At 64.7% G+C, this 25,544-nt stretch carries 24 protein-coding genes and 1 pseudogene; 14 read left to right on the top strand and 11 right to left on the bottom strand.

Annotation, left to right across the window (positions count from 1 at the left end; translation table 11 throughout):
- Positions 1-84 precede the first annotated feature (84 nt).
- The 4 genes from C484_RS03175 to ligA form a co-directional block, all read right to left on the bottom strand.
- On the bottom strand, positions 85-696 hold the full coding sequence (locus C484_RS03175) for a CDP-alcohol phosphatidyltransferase family protein (protein ID WP_006824524.1): 612 nt from the start codon (positions 694-696) through the stop codon (positions 85-87).
- On the bottom strand, positions 693-1,226 hold the full coding sequence (locus tag C484_RS03170) for an adenylate kinase family protein (RefSeq protein ID WP_006824523.1): 534 nt from the start codon (positions 1,224-1,226) through the stop codon (positions 693-695). The genes C484_RS03175 and C484_RS03170 overlap by 4 nt, the downstream gene beginning before the upstream one ends.
- On the bottom strand, positions 1,223-2,362 hold the full coding sequence (hisC, locus tag C484_RS03165) for a histidinol-phosphate transaminase (RefSeq protein WP_006824522.1): 1,140 nt from the start codon (positions 2,360-2,362) through the stop codon (positions 1,223-1,225). Before hisC ends, C484_RS03170 begins: the two co-directional genes overlap by 4 nt.
- Positions 2,363-2,547: 185 nt before the next feature.
- Positions 2,548-4,278 (bottom strand): ATP-dependent DNA ligase LigA, encoded by a 1,731-nt coding sequence (gene ligA, locus C484_RS03160; protein WP_006824521.1) that lies wholly within the window; start codon positions 4,276-4,278, stop codon positions 2,548-2,550.
- A gap of 191 nt (positions 4,279-4,469) precedes the next feature.
- Between ligA and C484_RS03155 the strand changes: the two genes are divergently transcribed.
- The 6 genes from C484_RS03155 to C484_RS24540 all read left to right on the top strand — a co-directional run bounded on the left by C484_RS03155 (position 4,470) and on the right by C484_RS24540 (position 9,502).
- Positions 4,470-6,023 (top strand): hypothetical protein, encoded by a 1,554-nt coding sequence (locus C484_RS03155; protein WP_006824520.1) that lies wholly within the window; start codon positions 4,470-4,472, stop codon positions 6,021-6,023.
- Positions 6,024-6,118: 95 nt separating this feature from the next.
- Positions 6,119-6,922 carry an aldo/keto reductase gene (locus tag C484_RS03150; protein WP_006824519.1) on the top strand — a complete coding sequence of 268 codons (804 nt, stop codon included), beginning with the start codon at positions 6,119-6,121 and terminating at the stop codon, positions 6,920-6,922.
- Positions 6,923-7,015: 93 nt separating this feature from the next.
- The gene (cofD, locus tag C484_RS03145; RefSeq protein WP_006824518.1) at positions 7,016-8,008 is read left to right on the top strand and encodes a 2-phospho-L-lactate transferase; all 993 of its coding nucleotides are present in this window, start codon (positions 7,016-7,018) and stop codon (positions 8,006-8,008) included.
- A 6-nt stretch (positions 8,009-8,014) separates the two neighbouring features.
- Complete coding sequence (locus C484_RS03140) at positions 8,015-8,749, top strand: tRNA-dihydrouridine synthase (protein ID WP_006824517.1); 735 nt, start codon at positions 8,015-8,017, stop codon at positions 8,747-8,749.
- Positions 8,750-8,896: 147 nt separating this feature from the next.
- The gene (locus tag C484_RS03135) at positions 8,897-9,220 is read left to right on the top strand and encodes a hypothetical protein (RefSeq protein WP_006824516.1); all 324 of its coding nucleotides are present in this window, start codon (positions 8,897-8,899) and stop codon (positions 9,218-9,220) included.
- Positions 9,221-9,373: 153 nt separating this feature from the next.
- Complete coding sequence (locus C484_RS24540; RefSeq protein WP_006666354.1) at positions 9,374-9,502, top strand: hypothetical protein; 129 nt, start codon at positions 9,374-9,376, stop codon at positions 9,500-9,502.
- A gap of 96 nt (positions 9,503-9,598) precedes the next feature.
- On the opposite strand, the pseudogene C484_RS03130 reads toward C484_RS24540, so the two are convergent.
- Positions 9,599-11,517: pseudogene (locus C484_RS03130) on the bottom strand (DHH family phosphoesterase).
- A gap of 244 nt (positions 11,518-11,761) precedes the next feature.
- On the opposite strand from C484_RS03130, the gene C484_RS03125 reads away from it, so the two are divergent.
- Positions 11,762-12,256, top strand: coding sequence for a Mov34/MPN/PAD-1 family protein (locus C484_RS03125; RefSeq protein WP_006824515.1), 495 nt, complete (start codon positions 11,762-11,764; stop codon positions 12,254-12,256).
- 101 nt (positions 12,257-12,357) lie between these two features.
- Positions 12,358-12,936, top strand: coding sequence for an adenylyltransferase/cytidyltransferase family protein (locus C484_RS03120; RefSeq protein WP_006824514.1), 579 nt, complete (start codon positions 12,358-12,360; stop codon positions 12,934-12,936).
- A gap of 123 nt (positions 12,937-13,059) precedes the next feature.
- Here the strand turns inward: C484_RS03120 and C484_RS23535 are convergent, their stop codons facing one another.
- On the bottom strand, positions 13,060-13,215 hold the full coding sequence (locus C484_RS23535; RefSeq protein ID WP_006666350.1) for a hypothetical protein: 156 nt from the start codon (positions 13,213-13,215) through the stop codon (positions 13,060-13,062).
- Positions 13,216-13,290: 75 nt separating this feature from the next.
- Entirely contained in the window at positions 13,291-15,027 is a 1,737-nt protein-coding gene (gene ilvD, locus C484_RS03115; protein ID WP_006824513.1) for a dihydroxy-acid dehydratase, read from the bottom strand.
- A 188-nt stretch (positions 15,028-15,215) separates the two neighbouring features.
- Between ilvD and C484_RS03110 the strand changes: the two genes are divergently transcribed.
- The 5 genes from C484_RS03110 (at position 15,216) to C484_RS23860 (ending at position 20,510) form a co-directional block, all read left to right on the top strand.
- On the top strand, positions 15,216-15,545 hold the full coding sequence (locus C484_RS03110; RefSeq protein WP_006824512.1) for a hypothetical protein: 330 nt from the start codon (positions 15,216-15,218) through the stop codon (positions 15,543-15,545).
- Positions 15,546-15,761: 216 nt separating this feature from the next.
- The gene (locus C484_RS03105) at positions 15,762-16,826 is read left to right on the top strand and encodes a beta-ribofuranosylaminobenzene 5'-phosphate synthase family protein (protein WP_006824511.1); all 1,065 of its coding nucleotides are present in this window, start codon (positions 15,762-15,764) and stop codon (positions 16,824-16,826) included.
- A 68-nt stretch (positions 16,827-16,894) separates the two neighbouring features.
- Positions 16,895-17,218: a transcription factor S gene (locus C484_RS03100; protein WP_006824510.1), complete on the top strand. Its 324-nt coding sequence runs from the start codon at positions 16,895-16,897 to the stop codon at positions 17,216-17,218.
- A 79-nt stretch (positions 17,219-17,297) separates the two neighbouring features.
- Positions 17,298-18,746, top strand: a complete 1,449-nt coding sequence (locus C484_RS03095; RefSeq protein ID WP_049915007.1) for a DNA polymerase Y family protein — start codon at positions 17,298-17,300, stop codon at positions 18,744-18,746.
- A gap of 126 nt (positions 18,747-18,872) precedes the next feature.
- Positions 18,873-20,510, top strand: coding sequence for a J domain-containing protein (locus C484_RS23860; protein ID WP_193364798.1), 1,638 nt, complete (start codon positions 18,873-18,875; stop codon positions 20,508-20,510).
- A gap of 4 nt (positions 20,511-20,514) precedes the next feature.
- On the opposite strand, the gene C484_RS03075 is transcribed toward C484_RS23860, so the two are convergent.
- The 3 genes from C484_RS03075 to C484_RS03065 form a co-directional block, all read right to left on the bottom strand.
- Positions 20,515-21,180, bottom strand: a complete 666-nt coding sequence (locus C484_RS03075) for a uracil-DNA glycosylase family protein (protein WP_006666340.1) — start codon at positions 21,178-21,180, stop codon at positions 20,515-20,517.
- Between the two features lie 83 nt (positions 21,181-21,263).
- Positions 21,264-22,115 (bottom strand): helix-turn-helix domain-containing protein, encoded by an 852-nt coding sequence (locus C484_RS03070; protein WP_006824505.1) that lies wholly within the window; start codon positions 22,113-22,115, stop codon positions 21,264-21,266.
- A gap of 129 nt (positions 22,116-22,244) precedes the next feature.
- A complete protein-coding gene (locus C484_RS03065) occupies positions 22,245-23,096 on the bottom strand; it encodes a hypothetical protein (protein WP_006666338.1) in 852 nt (283 codons plus the stop codon).
- Between the two features lie 327 nt (positions 23,097-23,423).
- Between C484_RS03065 and C484_RS03060 the strand changes: the two genes are divergently transcribed.
- The gene (locus C484_RS03060; RefSeq protein ID WP_006824504.1) at positions 23,424-24,533 is read left to right on the top strand and encodes a M24 family metallopeptidase; all 1,110 of its coding nucleotides are present in this window, start codon (positions 23,424-23,426) and stop codon (positions 24,531-24,533) included.
- A 142-nt stretch (positions 24,534-24,675) separates the two neighbouring features.
- On the opposite strand, the gene C484_RS03055 is transcribed toward C484_RS03060, so the two are convergent.
- Positions 24,676-25,320 (bottom strand): helix-turn-helix domain-containing protein, encoded by a 645-nt coding sequence (locus C484_RS03055; RefSeq protein WP_006824503.1) that lies wholly within the window; start codon positions 25,318-25,320, stop codon positions 24,676-24,678.
- Between the last annotated feature and the right edge of the window lie 224 nt (positions 25,321-25,544).

The raw sequence follows: 25,544 nt of genomic DNA, 5'->3' as shown, positions 1-25,544 counted from the left end.
GTCGCAGAGAAGAACGGTCTCGTTGGAACCGAACTCCCCGTCACGAAACGCCTGTCTCCGAAATCCGGATGCCTGAAACCGAGCTCAATCCAGCGCAGACCAGGAGTAAAAGAACCGCTGGAGAGCGGTCAGGTGGCCGACGACGGCGAGGAAGACCAGCAGCCAGCCGACCAGCGTCAGCCCGCCGAGGTCACCCGAAACGGGGAACGCGAGGACGCCGACGATGCCGATGATCGCGAGGCGGTCGGCGCGGCCGACGAGGCCGCCGTAGACGCGGTCGAGGCCGACGGCTTGGGCCTGGGTCCCGAGGTAGGAGGTCATGACGACGCCCGTGACGGCGAGGAAGCCGAGCAGGTAGTTACCGATGCCGGCCGCGAGACCGCCGATGATGACGATGTCGGCGTAGCGGTCGAGGACGTGATCAAGCAGGTCGCCGCCCGCGGAGGCGACCTCCTGTTCGCGGGCGAGTGCGCCGTCGACGATGTCGAGCCAGCCGTTGACGAAGACGAGAACCGCAGCGACGAGATACCAGACCGGGTCCGCCCGCCCGCCGAGGAAGAACGCGCCAGCGGCCAGGACGGCCATGCCGAACGCGAGGACGCTCACCCCATTGGGAGTCATACCGACGCGGTCGAAGCCGGTGACGAACGGGTCCAGAAATCGCGAGACGTACGGTCTGAATCTATCGAGTGTCATGTCAGATACCCCATGAAGTCAACGTCTCCGGCACTTGGCTCCCGGTCGCCGGTTACGACGGCCACGAGTTCGTTCGCGACCGCCTCGGGTGCTTGGTCGGTCGTATCGATTTCGTAGACCGACTCGAGACCGTGTTCGTCGACGGCTTCCGAGAGAATCACGTCCAGTGCTTCGCTCTCTGCGTTCTCGCGAGCCTTGGCGTCGGTTTCCCCGCGCTCGCGCAGGCGCGTCTCGAGTTCAGTAGGCGCACACCGGAGGACGGCGACGCGGTCGGCGTCGAAGTGGTGTGCGAGGTGGGATTCGACGATACGATTCCCCTCGCGCGCTGCGAGCCACTCCGCTAGCGCGTCGAGGTCTGCGACCTTGCTCTCTCGATTGGCGTCGACCTCGGTGTAGAGACCCTCGTCCTCGAGTACCTGATTGAGGTGGACGAGTTCGAACGCTTCTACGGGCTCGCCGAGTCGGGATTTGAGCAGTTGGGTCGCTGTCGTTTTCCCCGTTCCCGGCGTGCCGGTGATCGCGATTCTCACGTGTCGGCCACCTCTCGTTCGCGGTCGGACTCGTGTTCGAGGTCCAAGTCGGCACGGACGTCGGAAACCGTCTCGATCGCGCGCTCGGTTTCGGCCTCGGTACCGCAGGTGATGCGGATGCACTCCGGGAGGCCAAAACTCGTACAATCGCGAACGATGACGCCGCGCTCTTGCATCGCGTCGGCGACTGCGGTCGCGTCACCCACGTCGACGAGGACGAAGTTCCCCGCGCTCTCCCAGACGTGTGCGTCGATTTCCTCGCGCATGGCGGCGCGGGACTTGCGGACCGTCTCGACGGTTTGCTCGACGTGGTCGCCGTCTTCGAGGGCGGCAAGGCCAGCCCGACAGGCGAGTTCACTCGCGGCGAAGGGGGTGTTCACGCGGGCGTAGGCGTCGGCCCATTCCTCGGGAACGACGGCGTAGCCGAGGCGAAGCCCGGCGAGGCCGTAGGCCTTCGAGAACGTCCGTAAGACGGCGATATCGTCGCGAGCGTCGAAGCCGTTCCGCCCCTCGACGAGCGAGAGGGCGCTGTCGGTCTCGGCGAACTCGCCGTAGGCTTCGTCGACGACGACGAGCGTCTCCGCGTCGGTTTCGTCGGCGAGACGCTCGATCTCCGCGAGTTCGATCGTCGACCCCGACGGGTTGTGCGGACTGGTGAGGTAGACGATGCGCTCGCCCTCGTATTCGTCGAGGACGGTGTCTGCGGTCTGGGTGAACTCGTCTTCACGGTCGAGCGCGTACTCGCGGACGTCACCGTGGTGGAATCGCGCGCTCATCCCGTAGTAGGCGAAGCCGGGCGTCGGGACGAGGACGTCGTCGCCGGGCTCGAGCATGGCCCGCGAGAGGTAATCGAGCGCGCCGTCGCCGCCGTTTGCCAGCCAGACCTGGGCGGAGGAGACGCCCCAGCGGTCGGCGACGGCGTCGGTAAGGTCGGTGTGGGCGGACTTCGGGTACGAACTGACGTTCGAGGCAGCCTCGCGGATGGCCTCGGCGGCCGCCGGCGAGGGCCCGAGCGGGTTCTCGTTCGAGGCGAGTTTGACGAACTCCGAGGGGTCGCGCCCGAGTTCACGGGCGACCTCCTCGATGCCTCGACCCGCCTCGTAGGCGACGTGATCGGACAGGTCGCGCGGTTGCATACGCGAATCCTGTTCGTCGTGGCTCTTAAGGGTGCTCACCTGTGTCGACGGTCTCGCACGGAACGGTAGTGACTAGCGTTCACACGCGACAGTCGTACTTATTCGATAGTCGTAGAACACGATTCGGGAAATTGAACTCGCGGAAAACGACGAACGCAAGCCGCTCGAGACGGTGTCCTGACGGCCTACTGCAGGTTCCGGAGCCGCTCGAGCGTGTCCGCCCCCTCGGGATCCTTGTCGTACCGAACGCCCACAAATCGCGGGAAGCGAAGCGCGTAGCCCGATGAGTACGTCGGCGACGCCTGGATCTCCTCGTAGCCGACCTCGAAGACGACCGCGGGTTCGAGTTCAACGTTCTGCCCCTCCTCGGCGGCGATGTGGGGGTCGAGTAGTTCGGTCAGCTCTTCCAGTTTCTCGTCCGTGATTCCGGTTGCGACCTTCCCGACCGTCTCGAGGTCGTCGCCGTCGCGCACGGAGAGTTCGAACGTGCCGAGGAAGGTCGCCCGGCGACCCTCGCCCCACTCCGCGCCGGTGACGACGCAGTCGAGGGTTTCCACGTCGGGCTTGCGTTTTCGCCAGTTCTTTCCGCGCCGGCCCGGCGAGTACGCCGACTCGGGGTTCTTGAGCATGATCCCCTCGTGGCCGGCTGTGAGCGCGTCGGCGTCGATAGCCTCGATCTCGTCCGGATCGTCGGTGAGCCACAGCAGCGAGAGGCCGTCGATCTCGGCGGAATCTTGGTCCTGGTTCTGGTCTTGATCCCGGTCCTGAGGCTGACCCGGCCCAGCGGCGAGCACCAACTCGAGACGCTCGTGTCTGCTCGTCAGCGGCGCTTCGAGCAGGTCGGTACCCCCAGCGTGGAGACAATCGAAGAAGACCGGACGGACCGACACGTCCTCGCGAGCCTTCGCCACGTCGTGCTTGCGCCGGAAGCGCTTGAGCACCTCCTGAAACGGCAGCGGATTCTCGTCCTCGTCGATCGCAACCACTTCGCCGTCCAGGATGACTGGCTCGTCGAGCGTTTCCGCGGCGAACTCGACGACCTCCGGCAGCGCGTCGGTCACTTCCTCCATGTTCCGCGAGAAGACGCGCGTCTGGCCGTCCGGATCGTGGTGTAACTGGATGCGAGCCCCGTCGTACTTCCACTCGACGCCGGCCTCGTCCCACTCCTCGAGGGCGTCCGTGACGGTCCCCGCCTGGGCGAGCATCGCCTGAACCGGCCGGCCGAGTTCGAGTTCGATCTCGTCCAGCCCCGACACGCCCTCGTCGCAGGCAACTTGCGCGACCTGTCCGTAATCGTTCGAAACCTGCAGGGCGCGTTCGACGCGGTCCTCGGGGGCGTCGAAGGCTTCGGCGATCGCATCCCGGACCGTTCCCTCGCCGACGCCGATGCGCATCTCCGAGAGGACGAGGCGGGCGAGGTAGCGCGCTTCTGAACTCGAACAACGGTTGAACAGCCCGAAGAGGAGGTCGACCTTTCGGTCCTGGCTGCCCGCGCCCTCGGCGGCCGCGAGTTCAGTGAGCGTGTCGTCGACTTCGCGGACGGTGAGGTCGCCGCCGCTGCTGCCGGTGCTATCGCCACCGCCGCCGGTGAACGCGCCCAGTCCCTGCTGGCCGCCGAAATCGTAACTCGCCGCCACGTCGCCGATTTCGCCGCGCTCTGCGAGGCGCTTCTCCACGTCGTCCGCGTCGACGTTCGTCCCCGCCGCGCGGGCGATGGCCTCGTAGCAGGTGTTCGGACCGATGTCGAGCGTGGTCGAATCCCAGGCGGGAAAGACGCGGCCTTGGACGAATCGAGCGACGACGGGGAGGTCGTCGCCGGCGTCTGCAAACAGATCGCGAACGTGGGCGACGATTTCGAGGTCCGCGGATTCGGCGTCGATCGCGGCGACACGGTCGGCGAACGTGGCGAACTCCATCGGCGGTGTCTATCGCCGGGGTGCCTAAAACGGTTCTGAGACCGGTCGACTACCGGTGACAATCTCGACTTGCTAGCGGATAGCGTTCAAACGTATCCGCCGTGGTCTCGGCCCCCGAGCGGTCACGACAGCCACCCGAGCGTGCAGGGTCGAGGACGACCTTTAAACCGGTCGCGCTCGCACAGGGAGGTATGCCAACAGCGGACCTCGCGGCGCGGGTCGCGGACGTGTTGTCGGTCGACGCCGACGGCTTTCGCGAGCGAGCCGAAGCCGACGCCGAGGTGATCAAGGAGGAAGTCGAGGACGGCGTCTTCGACAACCCCCAGGCGATCGTCGGCCTCGAGTACGAGTTCTACGCGATCAAGGACGACGACTGCGCGCTGCGGCGGGTGCCCCGTCGCCTGCTCGAACTCATCGGCTTCGAGAAAGAACTCGGACTCCACAACGCCGAGATGACGACCAGTCCACAGCCGTTGAACGTCCACGGACTCGCCGCTCAGGAGTCCGAGGTCAAAGCACGCTTGCAGACGGCGCTGAAGGTGACCAAGTCCGATCGGATGCGGCTGGTCAGCGACGGCCTCTGGACGATTCCGCCGGAAGGCGAGGATGCGACGACGTACCTCACCGACAGCGTCGAGCGCACCGTCGATAGTGTGGACGGCAACGCGCAGTCGATCCGTGCAGCGACGAACATGAGTGACTCCGCGCGCTACCACGCGATGGCCAACACGGATCGAGCCGACGCGGCCGGCATGCGTATCGACGCGCCGCACGTCTCGCTGCGGGCCGATACGGTCATGCCCGAGAGCCTCATCACGTCGATCCAGCCCCACTACCAGGTCCCCCACGCGCCCGACCTCCCCGCGTACTTCAACTACGCCGTCCGAACCGCCGGCCCGCTGCTCGCGCTCGGCGTGAACTCGCCCTTTTTCCCCGCGGATCTCTACGACGACGGGGCGACCGCCGCGGACATCCTCGAAGACGGCTGGAGGGAACACCGCATTAGCGTCTTCGAGACCGTGTTGAACGACCCGAACACGGGCGAGGGGAAGGTTCGATTCCCACACGATCTCGAATCGGTCGACGAGGCGATCGACCGGGTTGCCAGCGACGACACGATGGTCCCCATGCCCGTCGAGGCCGGCGAGCGCTTCGACGACCAGTTCCCCCACTTCCGGCGCAAGCACGGCACCTACTGGCGCTGGGTGCGCCCCGTCTTCGGCGGCCCGACGCGCTCGGCCGCGAACGCGCGCATCGAGTTCAGGCCGATTCCCGCCCAGCCGACGGTTCGAGACTCCATTTCTTTCCTGGCCGCCTTCGCCGGCCTGCTCGAGAGTCTGGTCCAACTCGAGCACCCCGTCCACGAACTCGACTGGCAGACCGCCCGCGAGAACTTCTACGCCGCGATGCGCGACGGACTCGATGCGGAGCTGGTCTGGATCACGAACGACGGCAAGGAAACGACGGACACGCTGGCGCTCTACGACGACCTGCTCGCACATGCCGAGGACGGCCTGACCACCCGTGGACTGACCGACGAGCAGGCGGCGAAGTACCTCTACCCGCTGCGCCGGCGCGTCCGTCAGCGGGTGACGCCGGCACGGTGGAAACGCGAGCAGGTTCGCGCGGCGGTTGCGGACGGTGCGGATCTCGAGACGGCGATCGAAACGATGCAACGGCGGTACGTCGACCGGCAGCGCGAGACGCTTCTCGACGGCAGTTTCGCGGACTGGATCGGCGACTAACGCTCGTTTTCGTTCCCGTCCCGTTCTCGTTCTCGTTCCCGTTCCCATTTGCCGGTTCCCCCACGCCCGAGTACGACCTCGGCGTACGGTCGAACATGTCACCACCCACACGACTTCCACAGCCGGGGTTCGGCACGTCCGGCCACGACGGCGAGAGCTGTACCGACGCCGTCCTCACGGCGCTCGAAACGGGCTACAGACACGTCGACACCGCTCAGATGTACGACAACGAACGGGCCGTCGGTCGCGCCCTCGAGCAAACCGATGTCGACCGCGACGAGCTCTTCCTCGCGACGAAGGTCCACCCCTCGAACCTGGCCGGCGACGACGTTCTCGAGACGACCCGCGAGAGCCTCGACCGCCTCGGCGTCGATACCGTCGACCTGCTGTACGTTCACTGGCCGACCGGTGCCTACGACCCGGAAGACACCCTGCCGGCGTTCGACGAGGCCCGAACACAGGGACTGACCCGCCACGTCGGCGTGAGCAACTTTACCCCGGATCTCCTCCGCGAAGCCGTCGACACCCTCGAGTCGCCGCTTCTCGCCCACCAGATCGAACTCCACCCGTGGCTCCAGCAGGACGAACTCGTCTCAATCGCTCGGGAACGAGAGATACAGACGGTCGCGTACTGCCCGATCGCCCGCGGCGAACTCGCCGAGAGCGAGACGCTCCAGGAGATCGCAGCCGCCCACGATTCCGATCCGATCCAGATCTCGCTCGCCTGGCACTGCCAGCGCGACGGCGTCGTCCCGATCCCAAAAGCGACCGGCGACCACATCCGCGAGAACTACGCGGCGCGCGAGATCGATCTCAGCGAGGACGAGTTCAGCGAGATCAACGAACTCGATCGCGGTGAGCGGGTGGTCGATTCCGACGAAGCGCCCTGGAATCGATAGCCGTCTTCGCCGCGTCGTCGGCACGGTCCGTGAGCAATGGTACCACGGCCGTGGCCACAAGTGATTAAGTACTCACAGGCGAGAGTCTGGGATATGGTTACCTTCCTCTCCGGGGGCACCGGAACGCCGAAATTGTTAGACGGTGCCGGCGTCGCGTTCTCACCGGAGGAGACGACGATCGTCGCCAACACGGGCGACGACATCGAACTCGGCGGACTGTTCGTCTCGCCGGACGTCGATACGTTGCTCTTTCAGGGCGGTGGGATTCTCGATCGGGAGCGATGGTGGGGCATCGACGACGACACGCATCGAACCAATTCGGCGCTGATGGACATCGCCTCGGCCGCCGACCTTCCCGAGGGACCGCAGTATCTTCCGACGGAAAAACAGACCGCCGGCCGTGAACTCGCGAACTGGCGGCGCTTTTCCGGGGTCGCCGAGTTCATGACGATCGGCGACAGGGACCGAGCCGTCCACATCACGCGGACGAGTCTCCTCGATCAAGGGCAGACGCTGAGCGAGGCGACCGCGCGACTCGCCGACGCGTTCGGACTTGACGTCGACCTCCTGCCGATGAGTAACGACCCCGTTGCGAGTCTTATCCACACGCCGGAGGGAATGATGCACTTCCAGGAGTACTGGGTCGGCCGTCGGGGCGAGCCGTCCGTCGATACCGTCGAGTTCCGCGGCTCGTCCACGGCAGAGCCAGCGCCGGGCGTGCTCGAGGCGCTCGACGATACCGTCGTTATCGGCCCGTCGAATCCGGTAACGAGTATCGGGCCGATGCTCGCGCTGCCCGGGTTTGCGGAGGCACTCGCCCAGACGACGGTCGTCGTCGTCTCCCCGTTCCTCGGCGACGACGCCTTCTCCGGGCCGGCCGGCGAGTTGATGCAGGCGGTCAACGCGGAGCCGAGCACGTCGGGACTCGCGACCGCCTATCCGTTCGCCGACGCGTACGTGATCGACACGGACGACGACGCCGAGTTCGACCGCCCGACGATTCAGACGGACATCCGAATCGACTCCCAAGCGGATGCCAGACGAGTTATCCGTGCGGTCGCCGAAGCGATCGACATCGTCAGTTGAGTCACGATGTTCACGCCTCCGCTCGCACTCGCCAGCCTCAGCGGCGAATCGAACGCCGACTGGGCACGCGCCGGCTCCGAATACGCCGGGGCCGCGTTCCTCGGTGGCATCGCCCTCGACGCAGACGCCAGAGCAGCGGCGCGAGAACTCGTCGCCCGCGACCGCACCGAGTTCATCCCGGACGATCCGCTCGCCTTCATCGACCGCGAACTCGGGGACCTCGCGGACGCACCGATCCAGCCCGCGTTCAACGTCCGCAGTGCGACGCCGGACCCGATCGTCGAGGCGGCTCGCATCTGTGACGGCCACGACGCCTTCCTGGAGATCAACGCCCACTGCAGACAGGACGAACTCTGCGCCGTCGGCTGCGGCGAGACGTTACTGGCCGACCGCGAGCGACTCACCGGCTACGTCGAGGCGGCCGCAGCCACCGGTGTCACCGTCGGCACGAAAGTCCGCGCGGAGGTTCCCGGCGTCGAACTGCCGGCACTCGCTCGTGAACTCGAGCGTGCAGGGGCCTCGTTCGTCCACGTCGACGCGATGGACACCGAGTCGGTCATCGGCGATATCACCGCCGCGACGGACCTGTTCGTCATCGCCAACAACGGCGTCCGCGACGACGAAACCGTACGCGAGTACGCCGAGTACGGGGCCGACGCGGTAAGCGTCGGCCGGCCGAGCGACAACCCTGTCGTGCTCGAACGCGTTCACGATGCTGCAACGCGACGGCTCGGCGAGTGAACTCGAGTTCGTCTGCCGACGGCGATTCCAGCCCCGATTCCGGATTCCAACCCGATCTCGACTTCCATTGACTCTTACCGACTCGCTGCCGACTCGCTGCCGACGACACCACGAAAAGATTTTCCAGCGGGCACACCTCCACCCGCTATGAGCCTCGACGACCTCTCCGCGGCAATGCAAGACTCCTACAGCGAGTTCGACGACGATCTCACCGTCTCGCTCGACCGCGAAACCCGAAACGAACTCGCGATGCTCGAAACGGCGCTCGAACCCGACGAAACGGACGAACTCGTTCGGCGCGCGATCCACATGCTCTTTCAGTCGAGCGTCGAGACCGAATCGCTCGATTTCCACCTCCGTTCGGGCTTCGATGTCACGTACGACGAGTACCTCTCTGGGATGACCTTCGACGAGATGACCGGCGCGGACCAGTATCCGACGATGGACGACGAGCGACGGTACCAGTTCTAGAGACTCGGCGCGTCCCGGCTTGCGAACTCGATCCACCAGTGGGACCGTCCGACAGTCCGCTCGATACCGAATGACGTATGTGTTTTAATGTCACTGGATACTTCAGTCTCCATAATAGGTGCGCTTATTGGTGCTGATCCCTCGACTCCAACCATGGCAATCACCCAACGCGATACCGACACGACGTACCGCTGTCCATCCTGCGCCGGTGAACTCGCGGTCAGCTACGACTCCTTCGAGTGTGTAGACTGCGGGTTCACGCCCCGTCACGGATCGGACTGAGAGAAAGAGAGAAATCCGCGTTTTACGACCGCTATTCTGGAACGAGTTCTTCAACGGCAAGCTGCAGGCGCAAATCGGCGCGCCGGATGACCGGAGTTAGTCGTCGTCGATCGGCGCTGCGCTCGAGAGCGCCTCGTCGATCTCTGCCTCTTCCATCTTCTCGACCAGCGCGTCGATGACGTCCTCGCGTTTGCCTTTGACGAACTTGATCGAGCCGACGACGAGGTGGCCGCCGCCGGAGACGCCGCCGCCCGGTACTTCGTCTTCGAGTTCAGAGACCATCTGCGGGATGTCGAGGCGGACGCCGTCGGAGCGCAGGACGGCAAAGTCGGGGCCGTAGCCGACCGTGATGACGGGGTCGCCGGTTTCCTCGATCTTGCGGTCGTGAATTTCGCCGGTGGTCTTGCCCGGTGCGGGATAGGTAAAGCGGTGGGCGTAGTTTTCGACGTCGATCCGGTAGAGGTGAGCACCGTTGTCCAGGTCCTCGTGTTCGAGGTGGGGCATGGCGGCGTCGAGTTGTTCGTCGACTTCTTCGCGGGCGCGGTTGGCGAAGAACGAGATGAGTTCGCGGTGGCGTTCCTCGTCGTCGCTGTCGATCTGGAGCAGGTCCTGAATCAGTTGGTCGCCGGAGTTATAGCGCAGCCAGAAGGCGGCGTAGTCGAGGGCTTCGCTGACGTCCTGCAGCCGATCCTCGTCGTAGCCTTCGTCGGCAGCGAGTTCGATGTAGTCGTCCATCGCGTCGGCCTTCGAGCGGTCCGAGAGACCGGCGACGGCGGGGACGTGGCGGAGTTCGTCCGTGATGTCCGGGTAGATCATCCGGGCGAGTTCGACACAGAGCATGCCCGTCGTGATCCGGTAGTCCTCGTCGTGGAGGTAGGGGTTGACGTGGGCGTCGAGGAGGTCGCCGACAGCGTCGGGATCGGGGTGGTGGTGATCAATCGCGACGATCGGAATGTCGTAGTGGGTCAGCGCCTCGTAGGCCGGCACGTCCTCGGCCGTCGAGCCGTTGTCGAGCATCAGGAGCAGCGGAGCTGCTGGCCGTGTTTTTCGCGGTCTTCGAGCGCGAAGTTCAAGTCCCGCGTGGCGTCTTCCATCTCGTAGAACGGGGCCTTCGCGGGCAGACGCTTTATGAGGTGCTGGGGCGCGTTTTCGTCCTCGTGAACGTCGGCGATGAACCGCTCGAGTGCGATCTGAACGGGGACGGCAGCACACATCCCGTCGCCGTCTGCGTGGTGGCGCACGCGGATCGGGCGGCCCTCGAGTACCGTCCGGCGAAGCAACGTTGCGACCTCCTCCAGGTTCGGTCGCAGCTTTTCGAACGCGGGCCAGTCGATCAGCGAGTCGACATCGTGTGGCTTGGCGCGCTCTTCGAGTGCGGTATCGAGTCGCTCGCGGGCTTCCTCGGCGATTTCCCCCTCGAGTTTCGAGAGCCCGTCGACTTCGATCTGGACCGATCCCTCGCGGTGTTCGGGCGTCCCCGTAACGCGGACCACGTCGCCGACTTCGACCTGCGGATAGGCGCGAACGCCGGCCTCTTCGAATGCCGCACAGGGGACGACGCCGAACTCGTCGGTGATGTGGAAGATGGTCGGGCCGCCGGTCTGTTTGACCTGCACGACCTCGCCCTCGACGTGGATCTGTTCGCCGATCGAACTCTCGAGGCGGTTGGTTCCGGTCAGCGTGTAGTCGTGAGAGATACCTTCGACGGTATACTCGTCACCCTCGACATCGATGTCGGCGGGTTCGAAGGCGATATCGCCGTTATCCCGGACGGTTTCGAGTTCGACGACGAGTTCGTCGCCGACGGCGTAGGTGCCTTCGAGAACGGACTCGTGGACGAGTCCGGAGACGCTTTCGGAGAGATCAACGAAGACGCCATAGTCGACAATGCCGTTAATTTCGGCGAGATAGGGCTGGTTTCGTTCGACATCGTCTGCGGTACAGTCAGCATCGAGATCGTAGACGACGGAATCCCCGTCGTCGTCGCCGGGGACCCCGGCGGCCTCACGTGTCATCTTGAATGTCGGGTTAGTGATGGCCGCGTATAACCCTTGTCAAGCAGCGACGACAGTCTCGGACTGCCCGCAGGGCCGCAGAAGACGACGTTCATCGGGTTCTATCGGTTGTAGCGAGTAGTAACAACGCCGGCGAGTGACTGCCGGACGGTCTTCGGGGTGTGGTGTGGGAACGGATCGTACTGGAATCGGGAGGAGCCGCTGCATCGGAACGTTTAGCAACCGCAAGGCCGCAGGAGGTGATATGGGGCTGCTCGACGCGCTGTTTCGCTCGAACGAGATCCTCGGTATCGCCGAGGAAACCCTCGAGTTCGCCATGGAGTCTTCGGAGGCGTCCCATCCGAACGAGTATATGGGATTTCTGCGAGGAACCGAGGCGGAGCGACTGGGACTGGAGCAGGACGGACTCGTCATCACGGACGTTCTCGTGGTGCCGGGGACCGAATCCAACAGCGTGAGCGCGACGGTCAAGACGAGCCAAATTCCGAACGACGTGAAGTCACTCGGAAGCGTTCACTCCCACCCGAACGGCGTTATCAGCCCGAGCAGTGCGGATCTACAGACCTTCGGTCGCGGCAGCGTCCACATCATTATCGGCGCGCCGTACCGCCAACACGACTGGAAGGCGTTCGACTCGCAGGGGAAGCGAACGACCCTGAACGTGATCGACGTCGACTTGCCCGAGACCGAGGACTTCTTCGATTTCACGCAGGCGGATATCGACGAGGAACTCCGGTGACAGCCGATGGCTGAAGGCGACGAGCACCGACGAAACGACGGCGGACGACCGCGACAGACCACGCACGACAAACGGCAACGAGCCGAGCAAGCTACGGACGTATGACAGACTCAGCATCTCAGTCGGACGAGCGGCGAGCACATTCACGATCGGATACGGACGCAGACGCGGACGGGGGTACGGATACGGATGGGGGAACGAACACGAACCGAGACACCGACAGAAACAGCCGCTCGAACACAGAGACGAGTTTTCGAACGGTCATCGCCCAGGGCACCTTCGATATTCTCCATCCGGGTCACGTCCACTATCTCGAAGAGGCCGCCGCGATGGGCGAGGAACTGTACGTGATCGTCGCCCGCAAGGCAAACGTCGATCACAAGGAAGCGCCGATCTGCTCGGCGGCCCAGCGACGCGATGTCGTCGACGCACTCGAACCCGTCGACGAGGCCCTCCTCGGGCACGAAGAAGACATCTTCGTCCCGATCGAACGGATCAACCCGGACGTCATCGTCCTCGGCCACGACCAACACCACGACCCGGCGGCGATCCAGGCTGAACTCGACCGGCGGAATATCGACTGTACGGTCGAGCGTGCGAGCGGGCGCGACCCCGCCCACGAGGATGAACTCCTTTCGACGCGGCTGATTATCGAGCGAATTCTCGACCGTCGCGGGTAAGCGGTAAGCAGTCAGCCGTAAGCAGTCAGCAGTCAGTCACCCGCCCGATCGCTGCTCGCTGAGAGCAGGCGGCCGCGGTGGCAGTGCACAACGTACAAGCCCACCAGAGGGAAGCCAGTCGCGTCAATTTCTGCGCACGACTGGCGGTGGCAAGCGGAGTGAATCGACAGTGTGTCCCGTTTCGACGAAGTGCTCGATTGCGCGTTTCGAAATCTCGGCCTCGGTGTGGTCGCCCGCCGTATCGAACTGCCAGTCACACTCGAGACAGTACTTGTACATCTACTCGTCCCTCGGTGATAGTTCGGGGAAAATCTCGTGCAGGAAATAGAAGGGGGAGCGGCCGGTAGACGGTGCTTACGCTTCGTCTATGTCGGATTTAAGCCCCGGATTCGTCACCGCTCCGTTCGACGCCGAGCCGAAATCCCGACCGAACTTCGCTAACACGCCGTTGTCGTAGGCCGGATCCGGCTGGTCCCACTCCTCGCGGCGCGTCGCGAGTTCATCCGCTCCAACGTCGACATCGAGCGTCCGGTCGGGAATGTCGACCGTGATCTCGTCGCCGTCTTCGAGTAGGCCGATGGGGCCGCCGACGAACGCCTCGGGGGCGACGTGGCCGATCATCGGGCCGCGCGTGCCACCGGAGAAGCGCCCGTCCGTGATGAGCGCCACGTCGTCCTCGTGGCCCGCGCCGACGACGGCCGCGGTGACGCCGAGCATCTCGCGCATACCGGGACCGCCCTTGGGTCCCTCGTTGCGGATGACGATCACGTCGCCGCTCTCGATGTGACCCTCCTGGACGTACTCCATGGCACCCTCCTCGTCCTCGAAGATCCGGGCCGGCCCCTGGTGGTAGAACTCGTCGTCGCCGGTGACCTTGAGCACCGCGCCGTCGGGGGCGAGGTTGCCCGAGAGGATCTTGATCGCGCCCTCGTCCTCCTTGGGATCGTCGATGGGGTAGAGGAAGTCCGCGGAAACGTTGTCGTCGGCCGGCAGGTCGAGTCGGTCGAGTTCCTCCGCGACGGTCCGCCCGGTCACGGTCATCGCGTCGCCGTGGAACAGGTCGGCTTCGAGCAGGCGGCGGATGACGATCGGCACGCCGCCGATCTCGTGGAGGTCGTTCATCACGCGGTCGCCGCCGGGGGCGAGGTCGGCGATCTTCGGCGTCCGGCGCGAGATGTCGTCGAAGTCCTCGATGTCGAGGTCGACGCCGGCTTCGCGGGCGAGCGCGAGCAGGTGGAGGACGCCGTTCGTGGAGCCGCCGACGGCGGTCTGGAGCGCGATGGCGTTTTCGAAGGACTCGCGCGTGAGAATATCGGAGGGACGGCGGTCTTCTTCGACGACTTCGACGGCGAGTTCACCCGCGCGGCGGGCGACCTCGTAGCGCTCCTCGTCCTCGGCGGGCGGAGACGCGCTTCCCAGGGGTGCGAGGCCGAGCGCCTCCGAGAGGGAAGCCATCGTGTTCGCGGTGTACATCCCGCCGCACGAGCCCGCCCCGGGGCAGGCGTCGCGCTCGAGGTCGTCGAGTTCATCGGCGTCCATCTCGCCGGCGGCGTAGGTGCCGACCCCCTCGAAGACGTTGACGACGGTCACGTCCCGGCCCTCGTGCTGGCCCGGCATGATCGACCCGCCGTAGAGGAAGACGGAGGGGAGGTCCGTCCGGATCGCGGCCATCATCATTCCGGGCAGGTTCTTGTCACAGCCCGCGACGGTGACGAGCCCGTCGATGCGCTCGCCGAACGTGACGAGTTCGACGCTGTCGGCGATGAGTTCCCGCGAGATGAGCGACGCTTTCATCCCCTCGGTCCCCATCGAAATCGCGTCCGAGATCGTGATCGTGCCGAACTCGATGGGCATGCCGCCGGCCTCGTCGGTAGCGTCGAGGGCCGATTCGGCGACGTCGTCGAGGTGGACGTTACACGGCGTGATGTCCGCTGCCGGGTTCGGAACGCCGATCATCGGCGAGGAGAGGTCCTCGTCGTCGAACCCCATCGCGCGGAACATTGCGCGGTGGGGTGCCTTGTCAGGACCTTCGGTGACCTCGCGGCTCCGAAGGCGCTCGTCTTTGCCGTAGTCGAACTCGTCGCTGCTCATGCTCGGACCTTGTGGCGGGGAACCATAAGTCACCGTTTCTCGGACGTTCTTTCCAGCGGCGAGTGCGTGGATCGCCGGACGGCGAAGCGGCGGATCGGACGAATGAAGTCGTCTACGCCTGATGGTCACGGATTTTGAACGATTCCGGAGGAAGAAAGCTTATATCCTGGCGTTTAGCTCATCGAAGCATGGCACGCGACGATCCGGTATCACAGGATACGAGCGTACAATCAGCTGAACAGTTTCCGAACCTCGTCACGATCGTGGGACGCGGCGTCCCCTCGACGTTCGAGATCGCCGTCGACGGCGAGATCGAGATGCTCGCGGACGACCCGGTCGCGGAGGCGACAATCGTCTCCGAAAAGGTCGCCGAGGGAACGATCGACGTCGGTGTCCAGCGCTTCCGATTCGCCGGCGAGATGGCGAACATCCACGTCGTCGATTGGAACGGCGTTCCGGCGTCCGAATCGCCGAATACGCCGACCGTTCACGTCGAGTATGGATCGCCGGAACGATAGCGACCGCGTTTGCCGCGGATCCGACTGATCTGCGAGTCTTTCTCTCGAAGTCCGACTCACCGGCAGTGAGATCGCTGGGCGCTGTTTACGGCCACAGAACGCTCGACAGCAGTCCACGACCGTCTCCGGTTCTCTCGTCGCTTCGGCACTGCCGTCAGGCGTTGCCAGCGTCGAAACCCCCTTGCCGGAACCACCCATACAATGGACACGACTTCCATGCGGCACTCGAGCGACCCGGCCACGCCCGCGCCCTCGTCGTCAGCGACGGACACGGACAGGGTGACCGTCAGCGCCGGCGCTCGACTCCACGTCGGCTTTCAGAACCTCTCGCTCGCCCGCGAGCGCCTCTACGGCGGTATCGGTATCGGCCTCGCGGAACCTCGCGTCACCGTCGTCGCCACCCGCGCAACTGAGGTCGTCGCCGACGATCCCCTCGTTCGGCGGTACGCGAGCCGCGCCGTCGATATCCTCGGCGTTCCCGGCGTTTCGCTGACCGTCGATGAGCAACTCCCTCGTCACGTCGGCCTCGGCAGCGGCACGCAACTCGCCCTCTCGATCCTCGCGGCGACCGCTCGAGTTCACGATCACGACCCCGATCACGATCACAATCACAATTGTGACCCGCAAATCCGTTCCCGCGCACCCACCATGGGCCGCGGCGGCCGCAGCGGCGTCGGCGTCGCAACCTTCGAAAACGGCGGCTTCGTCGTCGACGCCGGCCACCCGACGAATCGATTCACGACCGCCCCGCCGGAGGAGGGCGATTGGACCGTTCCCCCGGTCGTCGCCCGCCACGACCTGCCTGACGACTGGCGCTTTCTCGTCGTTGTTCCCGACGCCGAACCCGGCCGCAGCGGCGAGGACGAGGACGAGAGTATGCGCACCGTCGTCGAACGCGCCGACCCCGCGATCGCGGACGAACTCGCCGGCGTTGTCACCCGAAAACTGCTCCCCGCGGCCGCCGCCGGCCGACTCGAAGCCTTCGGCGAAGCCGTCCGCGAGATCGGCCACAAGAACGGCGCGTGGTACGCCGATGCCCAGGGCGGCGTCTTCCGCCCGCCCGCCGGCGAACTCGTCGAAGAACTCGAGGGCTGTCCGGTGCTTTCCGGCGTCGGCCAGTCCTCGTGGGGGCCGGTCGTCTACGGCATCACCGACCGCGAGCACGCTGACGAGGCGGTGGCTGCGGCCGAGAACGCACTCGCAGATCGTGAACTCGGCGGTTCGGTCATGCTTTCGCGTGCCGCTTCGTCAGGAGCGGGTGCCAGAATACAGGTCGGCTGATCGAAACGCCAAATGGCAGACTGCGGGAAGGCGAGGGGCTTTTGCCGCGTGCGTTCGTACGCGATAGTATGCAGTTTTGCGACGATTGCGGCTCGATGATGAAGGCGGATGGCGATCGCATGGTCTGTGCGAACTGCGGTGCGACGAGCGAGCGGGACCGCGAGCGCGAAGACGAGTTCGTCACGACCGAAGCCCAGACCGACGACGACGTCATCGAGTCCGACGCGAACGCGAATTTCGAGGGCAAGCCGAAGGCGACCGACATCGTCTGTGACGAGTGTGGGAACCAAGAAGCCTGGTACACACTGAAGCAGACGGCCTCGGCCGACGAGCCGCCGACGCGATTCTTCAAGTGTACCGAGTGTGGCCACCGCTGGCGCGGCTACAACTGAGCCGGACCCGATCGACGAACAACCAGCGGCGGACGCAACGTTCACAACTCCCCGCTCCTACCTCTACACGAATACACGAATGCCTGACGGGCCGCAACTGCCCGGCGTCGAGGCCGCGGAGACGACCGACCGCATCGTTCTCCACGTCGACGCCGACTGCTTCTACGCCTCCTGCGAGCGCCTGCGCGAGCCTGCTTTACAGGAGTCGCCCGTCGTCGTCGGTATGGGCTACGAACCCGGCGAGACGGTCGGGGCCGTCGCGACGGCGAGCTACGAGGCCCGCGAGTTCGGCGTCGAAAGCGCACAGGCGATCTCGACGGCGCTCGAGCACCTGCCGCGCCGCGCTGCGCTCTCGCCGGTGGGGGACGACCACGATCCCGAACTCGAACGGGAAGAGACCGGCTACTACCGCCCCGTCGACATGGACTACTACGAGTCCGTCGCCGCCGACGTTCGAACGATCCTCCACGACTGCGCGGAGACCGTCCGTGAAGTGAGCATCGACGAGGCCTACCTCGACGTGACGGAGCGAACCGCCTGGGAGGTCGCGGACGGCTTCGCTCGCCACATCAAGGATCGCATTCGACGCGAAGTCGGCATCGACGTTAGCATCGGTGTCGCGCCGACGATGAGCGCCGCCAAGATCGCAAGCGACTTCGACAAACCCGACGGGTTGACCGTCGTCCGGCCCGGCGAGGTCCGAGAGTTTCTGGCCCCGCTCGATGTCGAATTGCTTCACGGCGTCGGTCCCGTCACGGCGCGTGAACTCCGAGCGATAGGGCTTGAAACGGCCGCCGACGTCGCCGAAGCGGACCCCGACCCGCTCGTCGACCGCTTTGGCGAACGCGGCCGCGAACTGTACGACCGCGCGCGCGGCGAGGACGACCGCCGCGTCGAACCGAAGGGCGATCCGAAGAGCTTCTCCCGCGAATCGGCCTTCGCCGACCCCGTCTCCGATCCGGACCCGAAATACGAACAGATCGAAACCCTCGCCGCAGCCGTCGCCGACCGTGCGCAACGGGAGGGCGCGTTGTACAGAACCGTCGGCGTCAAGGCCGTCCTCCCGCCGTTCGATGTCAACACCAGGGCCCGGTCGCTCCCCGGGCCCGTCGACGACCCCGAACTCGTCGACCGGATCGCGCGCGAACTCTTCACCGAGTTCGACACGGAACCCGTCCGGAAACTCGGCGTTCGCGTGGCCAATCTCGAGTTCGCGACGGCTGATCAGACGAGTCTCGACGGGTGGGAGGGTGCTGTCGCCGCCACTGAGCGGGAACAGCCCGCGGTGGACGACGGTGACGATGGTGACGATAGTGATGATGGTGACGACGGTGGGAAAGCCGATGAGACACCGTCACCATCTCCGTCGAAATCAGCGCGGAAAACGGAACCCGAAACGGTTGCTGAGACGACTGATATGCATCATGAAACCAGTGCGCAGGACGAAACCCACCTATCCGATAGTGGTGACTCCTCCCCAGGCGCGTCTGTACCCGTCGGACAGACTCTTTTGAGTGATTTTCTGTAGTTCGTCATCGTCTCGGTATGTGTTTGAAACAACACACCATTAATAAGAAAAAACGAACAACGAGAACACTGATATTATAACAGTTCACGAATAACGCCACTCTAGACAGTACGCTCTCGATCGTTTATGACTGAGGATTTCTACGACCTTCTCGAACTCTCTGCCGACGCCTCCCAAGATGAACTCAAGGAGGCCTACCGCGAGCAGGTCCGCGTCTATCACCCCGACCTGAACGACGACGACCGCGCACAGGCGCAGTTCGTCGCCGTCAAGAAAGCCTACGAAATCCTCAGCGATCCGGTCGAGCGCCAGGCCTACGATCGTCTCGGACACAAGGATTACGTCGCAAAGCGGACGAGCGGCATTCCCTCGCCCGATATCTGGGCCGATACTGATACCGATGCCGACGACACGAGTTCAGCGACTGCATCGAGCGAGAACTCGAGCCGTGAAACGAGGAGTGGCTCGTCGCGGACGAACACGGGATCGAAGCAAAAACGAACGCAGCGAACGAAGACGAAAACAGGGACGAGTAGCAGCGATGGCAACCGCCGCAGTAACCGGACGACGAGCAACCGCAGTTCTGGCACCAGTTCGCGGTCCGACGCTACGTCGAGTTCGAGCACTCGTTCGTCGTCCACTGGCTCCTCGAGCACGACTGGCCGCTCAACCGGTCATTCCTCGAACTCGAGTAAGTCGACATCGCGGTCGCAAACGAGTTCGTCGAACGCAGCGAGTTCGGCACGTTCGTCCGGGTCGAGTACCGGTTCGAGTTCAGGGTCGTCGCGTTCGAATACGACGCAGAATGCGGGGGCGAGCGCATCGCGAACTGGGGGGAGTACGGGCTCAAAGACAGGCGGGTCAAGTACCGGAACCCGTCAGTCGTCAGGTGGAACGACGAGTTCGGCGTCGACTGGGACCGGGACTGGGACGGGGGCGAACCAGCGCCGGAAGCGGCGTCGGTCCTCGTCCTCAGGGACTGGGACCGAGACCCGTTCGGAAACCGCTCGAGCCGACGCCAGGACGGAAATGGACGCGGGCACAGACTCGAATGCTGACGAACAAGCGACCCGATTCCGGCGGCTCCGAAACAACGCCGTCGCCCGTTGGTGGCGTCGCCAACGATTCGGGCTCACGCTGCTCTGGCTCTCCGTGCTCATCTACGCGCTCGGCCTCGGCGACTTCGCGCTCGGCAACCGAACCGCACTCGAAACGCTCCGGACAGACCTGCTCGCTATCGGCCCCGATCCGAACGGCCTCTGGACGGCCATCACGAGCGGTCGCTACGGCATCGATACTGGAACCGAGTTCATCGTCAGATCCGAACTCGTCGCGCCGCCGGTCGAGCCGGTGCAGTGGTACGCCGCATTGACCGGCCTCGTCGGCGTCGTGCTCCTCGCGCTGCTGGCCGTGCGTCTCGGCTGGCGCGAGGAGTCCTGGGACCCGGTGTCGATCGACGAGACGATCCTGCTCTCGATCGCACTCGCCATCTCGACGACGCTCGTCGGCGGCCCGCTGCTCGCCGGCGCGGTGCTGATGCCGTTCCTGTTCACCGTTATCGTCGGCCACACGAGGCGCGGGCCGGGCTGGACGCCCTCGTACCTGTACGTCCTGCCCGTCCTGGCCCCGCTCTGTGGCTTCGCTCTCGGGGCTACCGGCTCCGCGACGCTACCGGTTGAACTCGTCACCTTCGTCGTGCTGCCGGTCGTCGGCGGACTCGGATTGCCGCTGCGGGCGACGATCAGAAAGCATTTCGGCCGCTAACGGCCTATCCGACCCGCGTCGCGACGCCTTTGGTCTGCCGGTAGTCGCTCTCGAGAACGGCGGTCAGTTTGTCCACGAGCGCCGCCTGATCGCCGTCCTCCCACTCCACGGGGTTCCTGATCGGAATGACCATGAATCCGCGACCGCGGAGGTCGCTGGCGTGAAGCGCCGGCATATCGAGATCGACGCGCCGGCGCTGTGTCGTGTACTCCCGAAGGACGTGATCGGTCGCTCGTTCGCCGACCGGCAGCAGGATGTGCGCATTGATCGCCCGTAATTCGGCATCGAAGTATCGCTCGAGATCCGCGTATTCCTGTTCGGTCGGCCGGTGACCATCCGGTACACAGCACATGTGCAGATAGCTCCAGTAGCAGTTGTCGAGTTCAGGCTGCTCCCGTGGCCCCGTCGCGAAATCACGGTCGACGTCGCGGAGGGCGGTCTGGATTGCGAGGCCGGCCTCGGTTTCGGTGAACGGGACGCCGGTTCGTTTCCCGCCGTGGACGCCGGGATAGTCGCCGATAACGTGGAAATCGGCGTTGGCGTCACCGTAGCCGAAGACGGCCGTTCGGTCGTCTGCGCCGGTGCGGTCGAACGGTGGTCTGAGTCCGAACGGGTTACTCGTCCTGTCGGTGACGGTTTGCACGGATAGAGAAAGGAGACTGAGTCCCATAACGGCCGCGATTGTGGCTGCGGGCTGGCCGTGACCGGCGTCTCCGGCCCTGCAGCCGGCGTTCAGTTCGCCCGTAGTCGCGTTCAGTCCGTCCCGTTTCGGCTTTCGGGTCGATCCGTAGTCGGTTCGGGTTCGGTTTGGCTGCCATCGTGGGTTCCGTCACCGTCGGCGGACGGCGCTGTCTCGTCATATCGATACTCGGACCCGCCATCCAGCGGCCGGGCAGTGTGCAGCGTCGGGTCGACACTCGATTGCTGGCAGGACTGAGACTGCGTCGATTGGTGTGGCTCGATAGCGAGCGTCGACCCGATGAGCGTCGAGAGCCCGCGCCGAAGCCGCTGTGAAACCGCCGAGTCGGAAATTCCGAGTTCGGCACCGAGTTCGACGAGCGTCGTCTCGCGTGGCACGTCGAAGTAGCCCGCCTCGTAGGCGGCGACGATGAGGCTCCGCTGTGGCTGGGTCAGCCCGAATCGGTCGTCGCCGGTCGGGCCGACGGCCTCGTGGAGACGGACGAGTTCGATCGGGATCTCGCAGTCGACACAGTCCCTGTAGAACTGCGAGAGCGCATCGTAGGACGGGAACCAGAGTCGGAACGTCCAGCGATCTGCGGTGCCGACGGCATCCGTCACCAGCGCATCGCTCTCCCGAATCGAGGCGAGAATCCCGTTGCTGTCGTCGGTCCACTCGATTTCCACGAGGACCGTCTCGATGAACTCGTCGAGGACGGAGACGTCGGTGACGACTGACCGCGTCTCGAGCGTGGCGACGACGGTGTCGGCGATAGCGGCGGGGACCCAGAGATAGGGGATGAGACCGTCACCGGTCGGAATCGTCGTTTCGATAGAAACCGTCGCCTCGGGGGCGGACGCGGTGTCGAGAAGCGATCCGAGTGGGAACGCCGTTGCGGGGACGGCGACGGTTGCGATGAGACTCATTACTAAATTATTCGCACGCATACATTCACGTGGACTTACAAGAAGGGTTCCGTTAGGTATCGAAGTTATTTATAAGAGAGAGGCGACGTCGAACGGCAATAGTGCCGCGGTGACGGCGACAGGAGCGGACTACTGTCCACTGCGGTAGATTCCTGCGGCGAACGCGAGCAACAGCGCGGTGGCGAGGACGACGTAGAACTGATCGAGCACTGGGCTGTACGTCATGACTGCGCGGCGACCGAGGTAGGCGACGGCGAGCGCGAGGACGGTCGTTCCGGTGAGCAGTCCGACTAGCGTGCGGTCATCGTATCGCCAGCGCCCGGTCATGGTAGCGACGATGCTTGCGGCGATCAGCGTCAGCGTCACGCCGTACTGGAGGAGTTGCATCGTCGGCGTGTACTCGGTCACCATCCCGAGATCGGTCGGACTCAGGGCGACGTGTGCCGGGAGGGCAAGCAACCCGATGCCGAGTGCGCCGCGCACGTGGGTTGTAGACAGCGAGTTCTTCCAGACGAGCGTCGTCGCGACGACGAACATCGTAAAGATCAGAATTGCGGTCCAGAAGTGCAGGGAGAGGATGTCCATCGTGTACTGGGTGACGGTCGCCCGACCGAGGTAGACCTGAACCGGCGTGAGAACCATCCCGAGAACGACCAGCGCTGCGACTCGGCGGTCGACAGTCGGGCTGCGCCAGGCAGCAATCGCGGAGCCGATGATGGCGAATCCGGCGAACATGGCGACGAACCGGTGGAACCACTCGTAGAAACTGGGCAGGTTCGCCGGCAGCAGGTTGTACGGCCCGGCATCGCACTGCGGCCAGTTCTGCTGGCAGGCGAGTCCCGAACCCGTCGCCTTCGCAGCGATCCCGAGGAGAATCGTCCCCGCAACGAGTGCGAGCGTCGCCGCGAGCAGGTGTCGAAAGCCGAACCGAGCGATCAGCGAGCGAGGTCTCACGTCGGAGGTCTGACTGTCGGACGACACGGATAGCGGGAGTTAGGACCAGCCGTACTTACATTGCCCGAGTCAGCCATAGTCAAAGTCGCCCGAACACGTACCCGTCGAGTTCCGTCTCGATAGTAACGACTGAAACGGTTTCCACACGAATCGAACGATAGCTGTGCGAGTAGGTGTGGACTGTCTTTCAGTGGCCACTCTAGTGTCTGCATTCTGTATATCGCTTCGCTCCGGGCGATCGCCTCCACATGTCGATGCTCGCACCCGCGTACGCTCCTCGTACACGAGACTCGGTCTCTGTCGCCCGCCGAAAGGGTCCGCCGCATTCAAGACCCCGCCACGCCAGCACCCCGCATGGACAAACGCGAGCGACTTGACACCTATCTCACCACCCACGAGTTCGACTCGGTGTGGTTCGCCGAGCCGAACTCGTTCGCCTGGCTGACGGGCGGCAATAGCGTCATCGACCGCGAGGCACCGACCGGCGTTGCCGCGGTGGGCTATGACGGAACGGTGCTACGGGTCGTTACGGCGAACAACGAAGCCAATCGGATCGCGGCGGAGGAGCTTCCCGACCTCGACACGGATGCCGTCTCCGTCGAGCAGTTCGACTGGTACACCGGTTCGCTCACCGATGCGATCGCCGCTCGCGTCGGCACCGGGGAGGACGCTGCTGCCGATATCGACGTTCCCGGCCTGGATCGGATCGATCCGACGCCGTTGCGCCAACCGCTGACCGAACGCGACCGCGAGCGCTACCGGCGGCTCGGCGAGGAGACGGCGGCCGCCGTCGAATCCGTCTGTCGGGAATTGCGCGCCGACGACAGCGAGCGCGAGGTCGCTTCGGCACTGCGAGTTGCGCTGTCTGCCCGCGACATCGAGGCCCCGGTCGTCCTCGTCGGCGGCGCAACGCGCGCCCAGCAGTATCGCCACTACACGCCGACCGATGCCGTACTTGGAGACTACGCACTCGTCTCGGTGACGGCACAACGAGCCGGCCTGCACGCGAGCTGTACCCGGACTGTCGCATTCGACCCGCCGGCGTGGCTCGCGGATCGCCACGAGGCAGCCGCTCGCGTCGAGGCCACGGCGCTCGCAGCGACACAAGAGGTAGCCAACGCCGGTGGCACGGCCGGCGCTGTCTTCGAATCGATCCAACACGCCTACGAGGCAGTCGGTCACGCGGGCGAGTGGGAGCACCACCACCAAGGCGGCGCTGCCGGCTTCGCCGGCCGAGAGTGGATCGCCACGCCGGACCACGAGGCACCGGTCGCAGAGCCGATGGCCTACGCCTGGAACCCGACCGTCCAGGGCGCGAAAAGCGAAGACACCGTGCTCGTCACCGCCGACGAGTTCAGCGTGCTGACGACGACCGACACCTGGCCGACGACGACGGTCCGGGCTATCGATCGTGACCTCGAGTTCGAGCGGCCGGCCGTACTTGAACTCGAGAATGAGGCGTAGACGGGAAGAACGGGGTTGTGCGTCGCGTTGTGGTCGAGTGGGCACACTACCCGAGTGAGACGAGCGGGCAGTATCGAACGAAAGGGTGGAACGGCGGGAGAGCCTGCGGCTGTTGACGATGCGAAGCGTGTCCGTACTCACCTTACTCGGAGGAGTCGTAGTCGTGATTGTGGTCGTTATCGTGGTCGTCGTCGGTCGACTCGCTTGTCCGTTCGTCTCCGGGGGCCGTTGGCTCCTGTTCGTCGTCATTGTCGACTGTGATCGTGACAGGTTCGGAACCGTCGATAGTCTCGTCATCGCCCTCGGTCGACCGGTCGAGGACGCGATCGAGCGTGAAAATCGTGTTCAGTTCCTGCTGTACCTGGTCGACGACGCCACCGACGAGTTCACTCGGCTGGATGGCGGTGTATTCGTAGGGGTTGTTGCCCGCGCCCTCGCTGGCTCGTTTCTGTCGGGTGACGCGGTCTTCCGTGTGGAGTTCTGCGAGGGCTTCGCGGACGGTGCTCGGGTAGAGGCCGGTCCCTTTGGCGACCTCTTCGGAGGTGCTGGCCGGGTTTGCGAGCAGGTGGACGTAGATCTTTGCGCGGGTTTCGGTGTCGAGGATCCACGAGAGCAGGTCGACGATGCGCTGGTCGACTTCCTCGGCAGCCGTGGCGCGCAGTTCGTCGTCGCTGCTGTCGGCTGGGCGTGAGTTTGTCTCGTCCGTGCTGACACCGGTGTCGTTCTCTCCGTGTGGTCGTCCAGTGCCCTCGTCGACCCGGTGCTCGTCGGTGTCGTCTGAATCCATGGCTCCTCTCGTCCAAGATACAGTCTCGCTCGCGGTTAAACCTTTGTAAGGTGAAAGACACCATCACGAACCTGATGGTCAGGTACTGGCGGCCGTGGAGACGACCGAGTTCGAATTGCCAAACGAGCAAATTGAGCCTGTGTGAACAGTCGGCCAAAATCACACAGACCGGCATCACTTTCACTCCGGTTGCACACACCTTTTAGCCTCCCCGTTAGTACAGG

The sequence above is a fragment of the Natrialba taiwanensis DSM 12281 genome (genome assembly GCF_000337595.1).
In the GTDB taxonomy this organism is placed as follows: Archaea; Halobacteriota; Halobacteria; order Halobacteriales; family Natrialbaceae; genus Natrialba; species Natrialba taiwanensis.
Note: the sequence above shows the minus strand (reverse complement) of the source record. Positions and strands in the feature narration are given on the sequence as shown.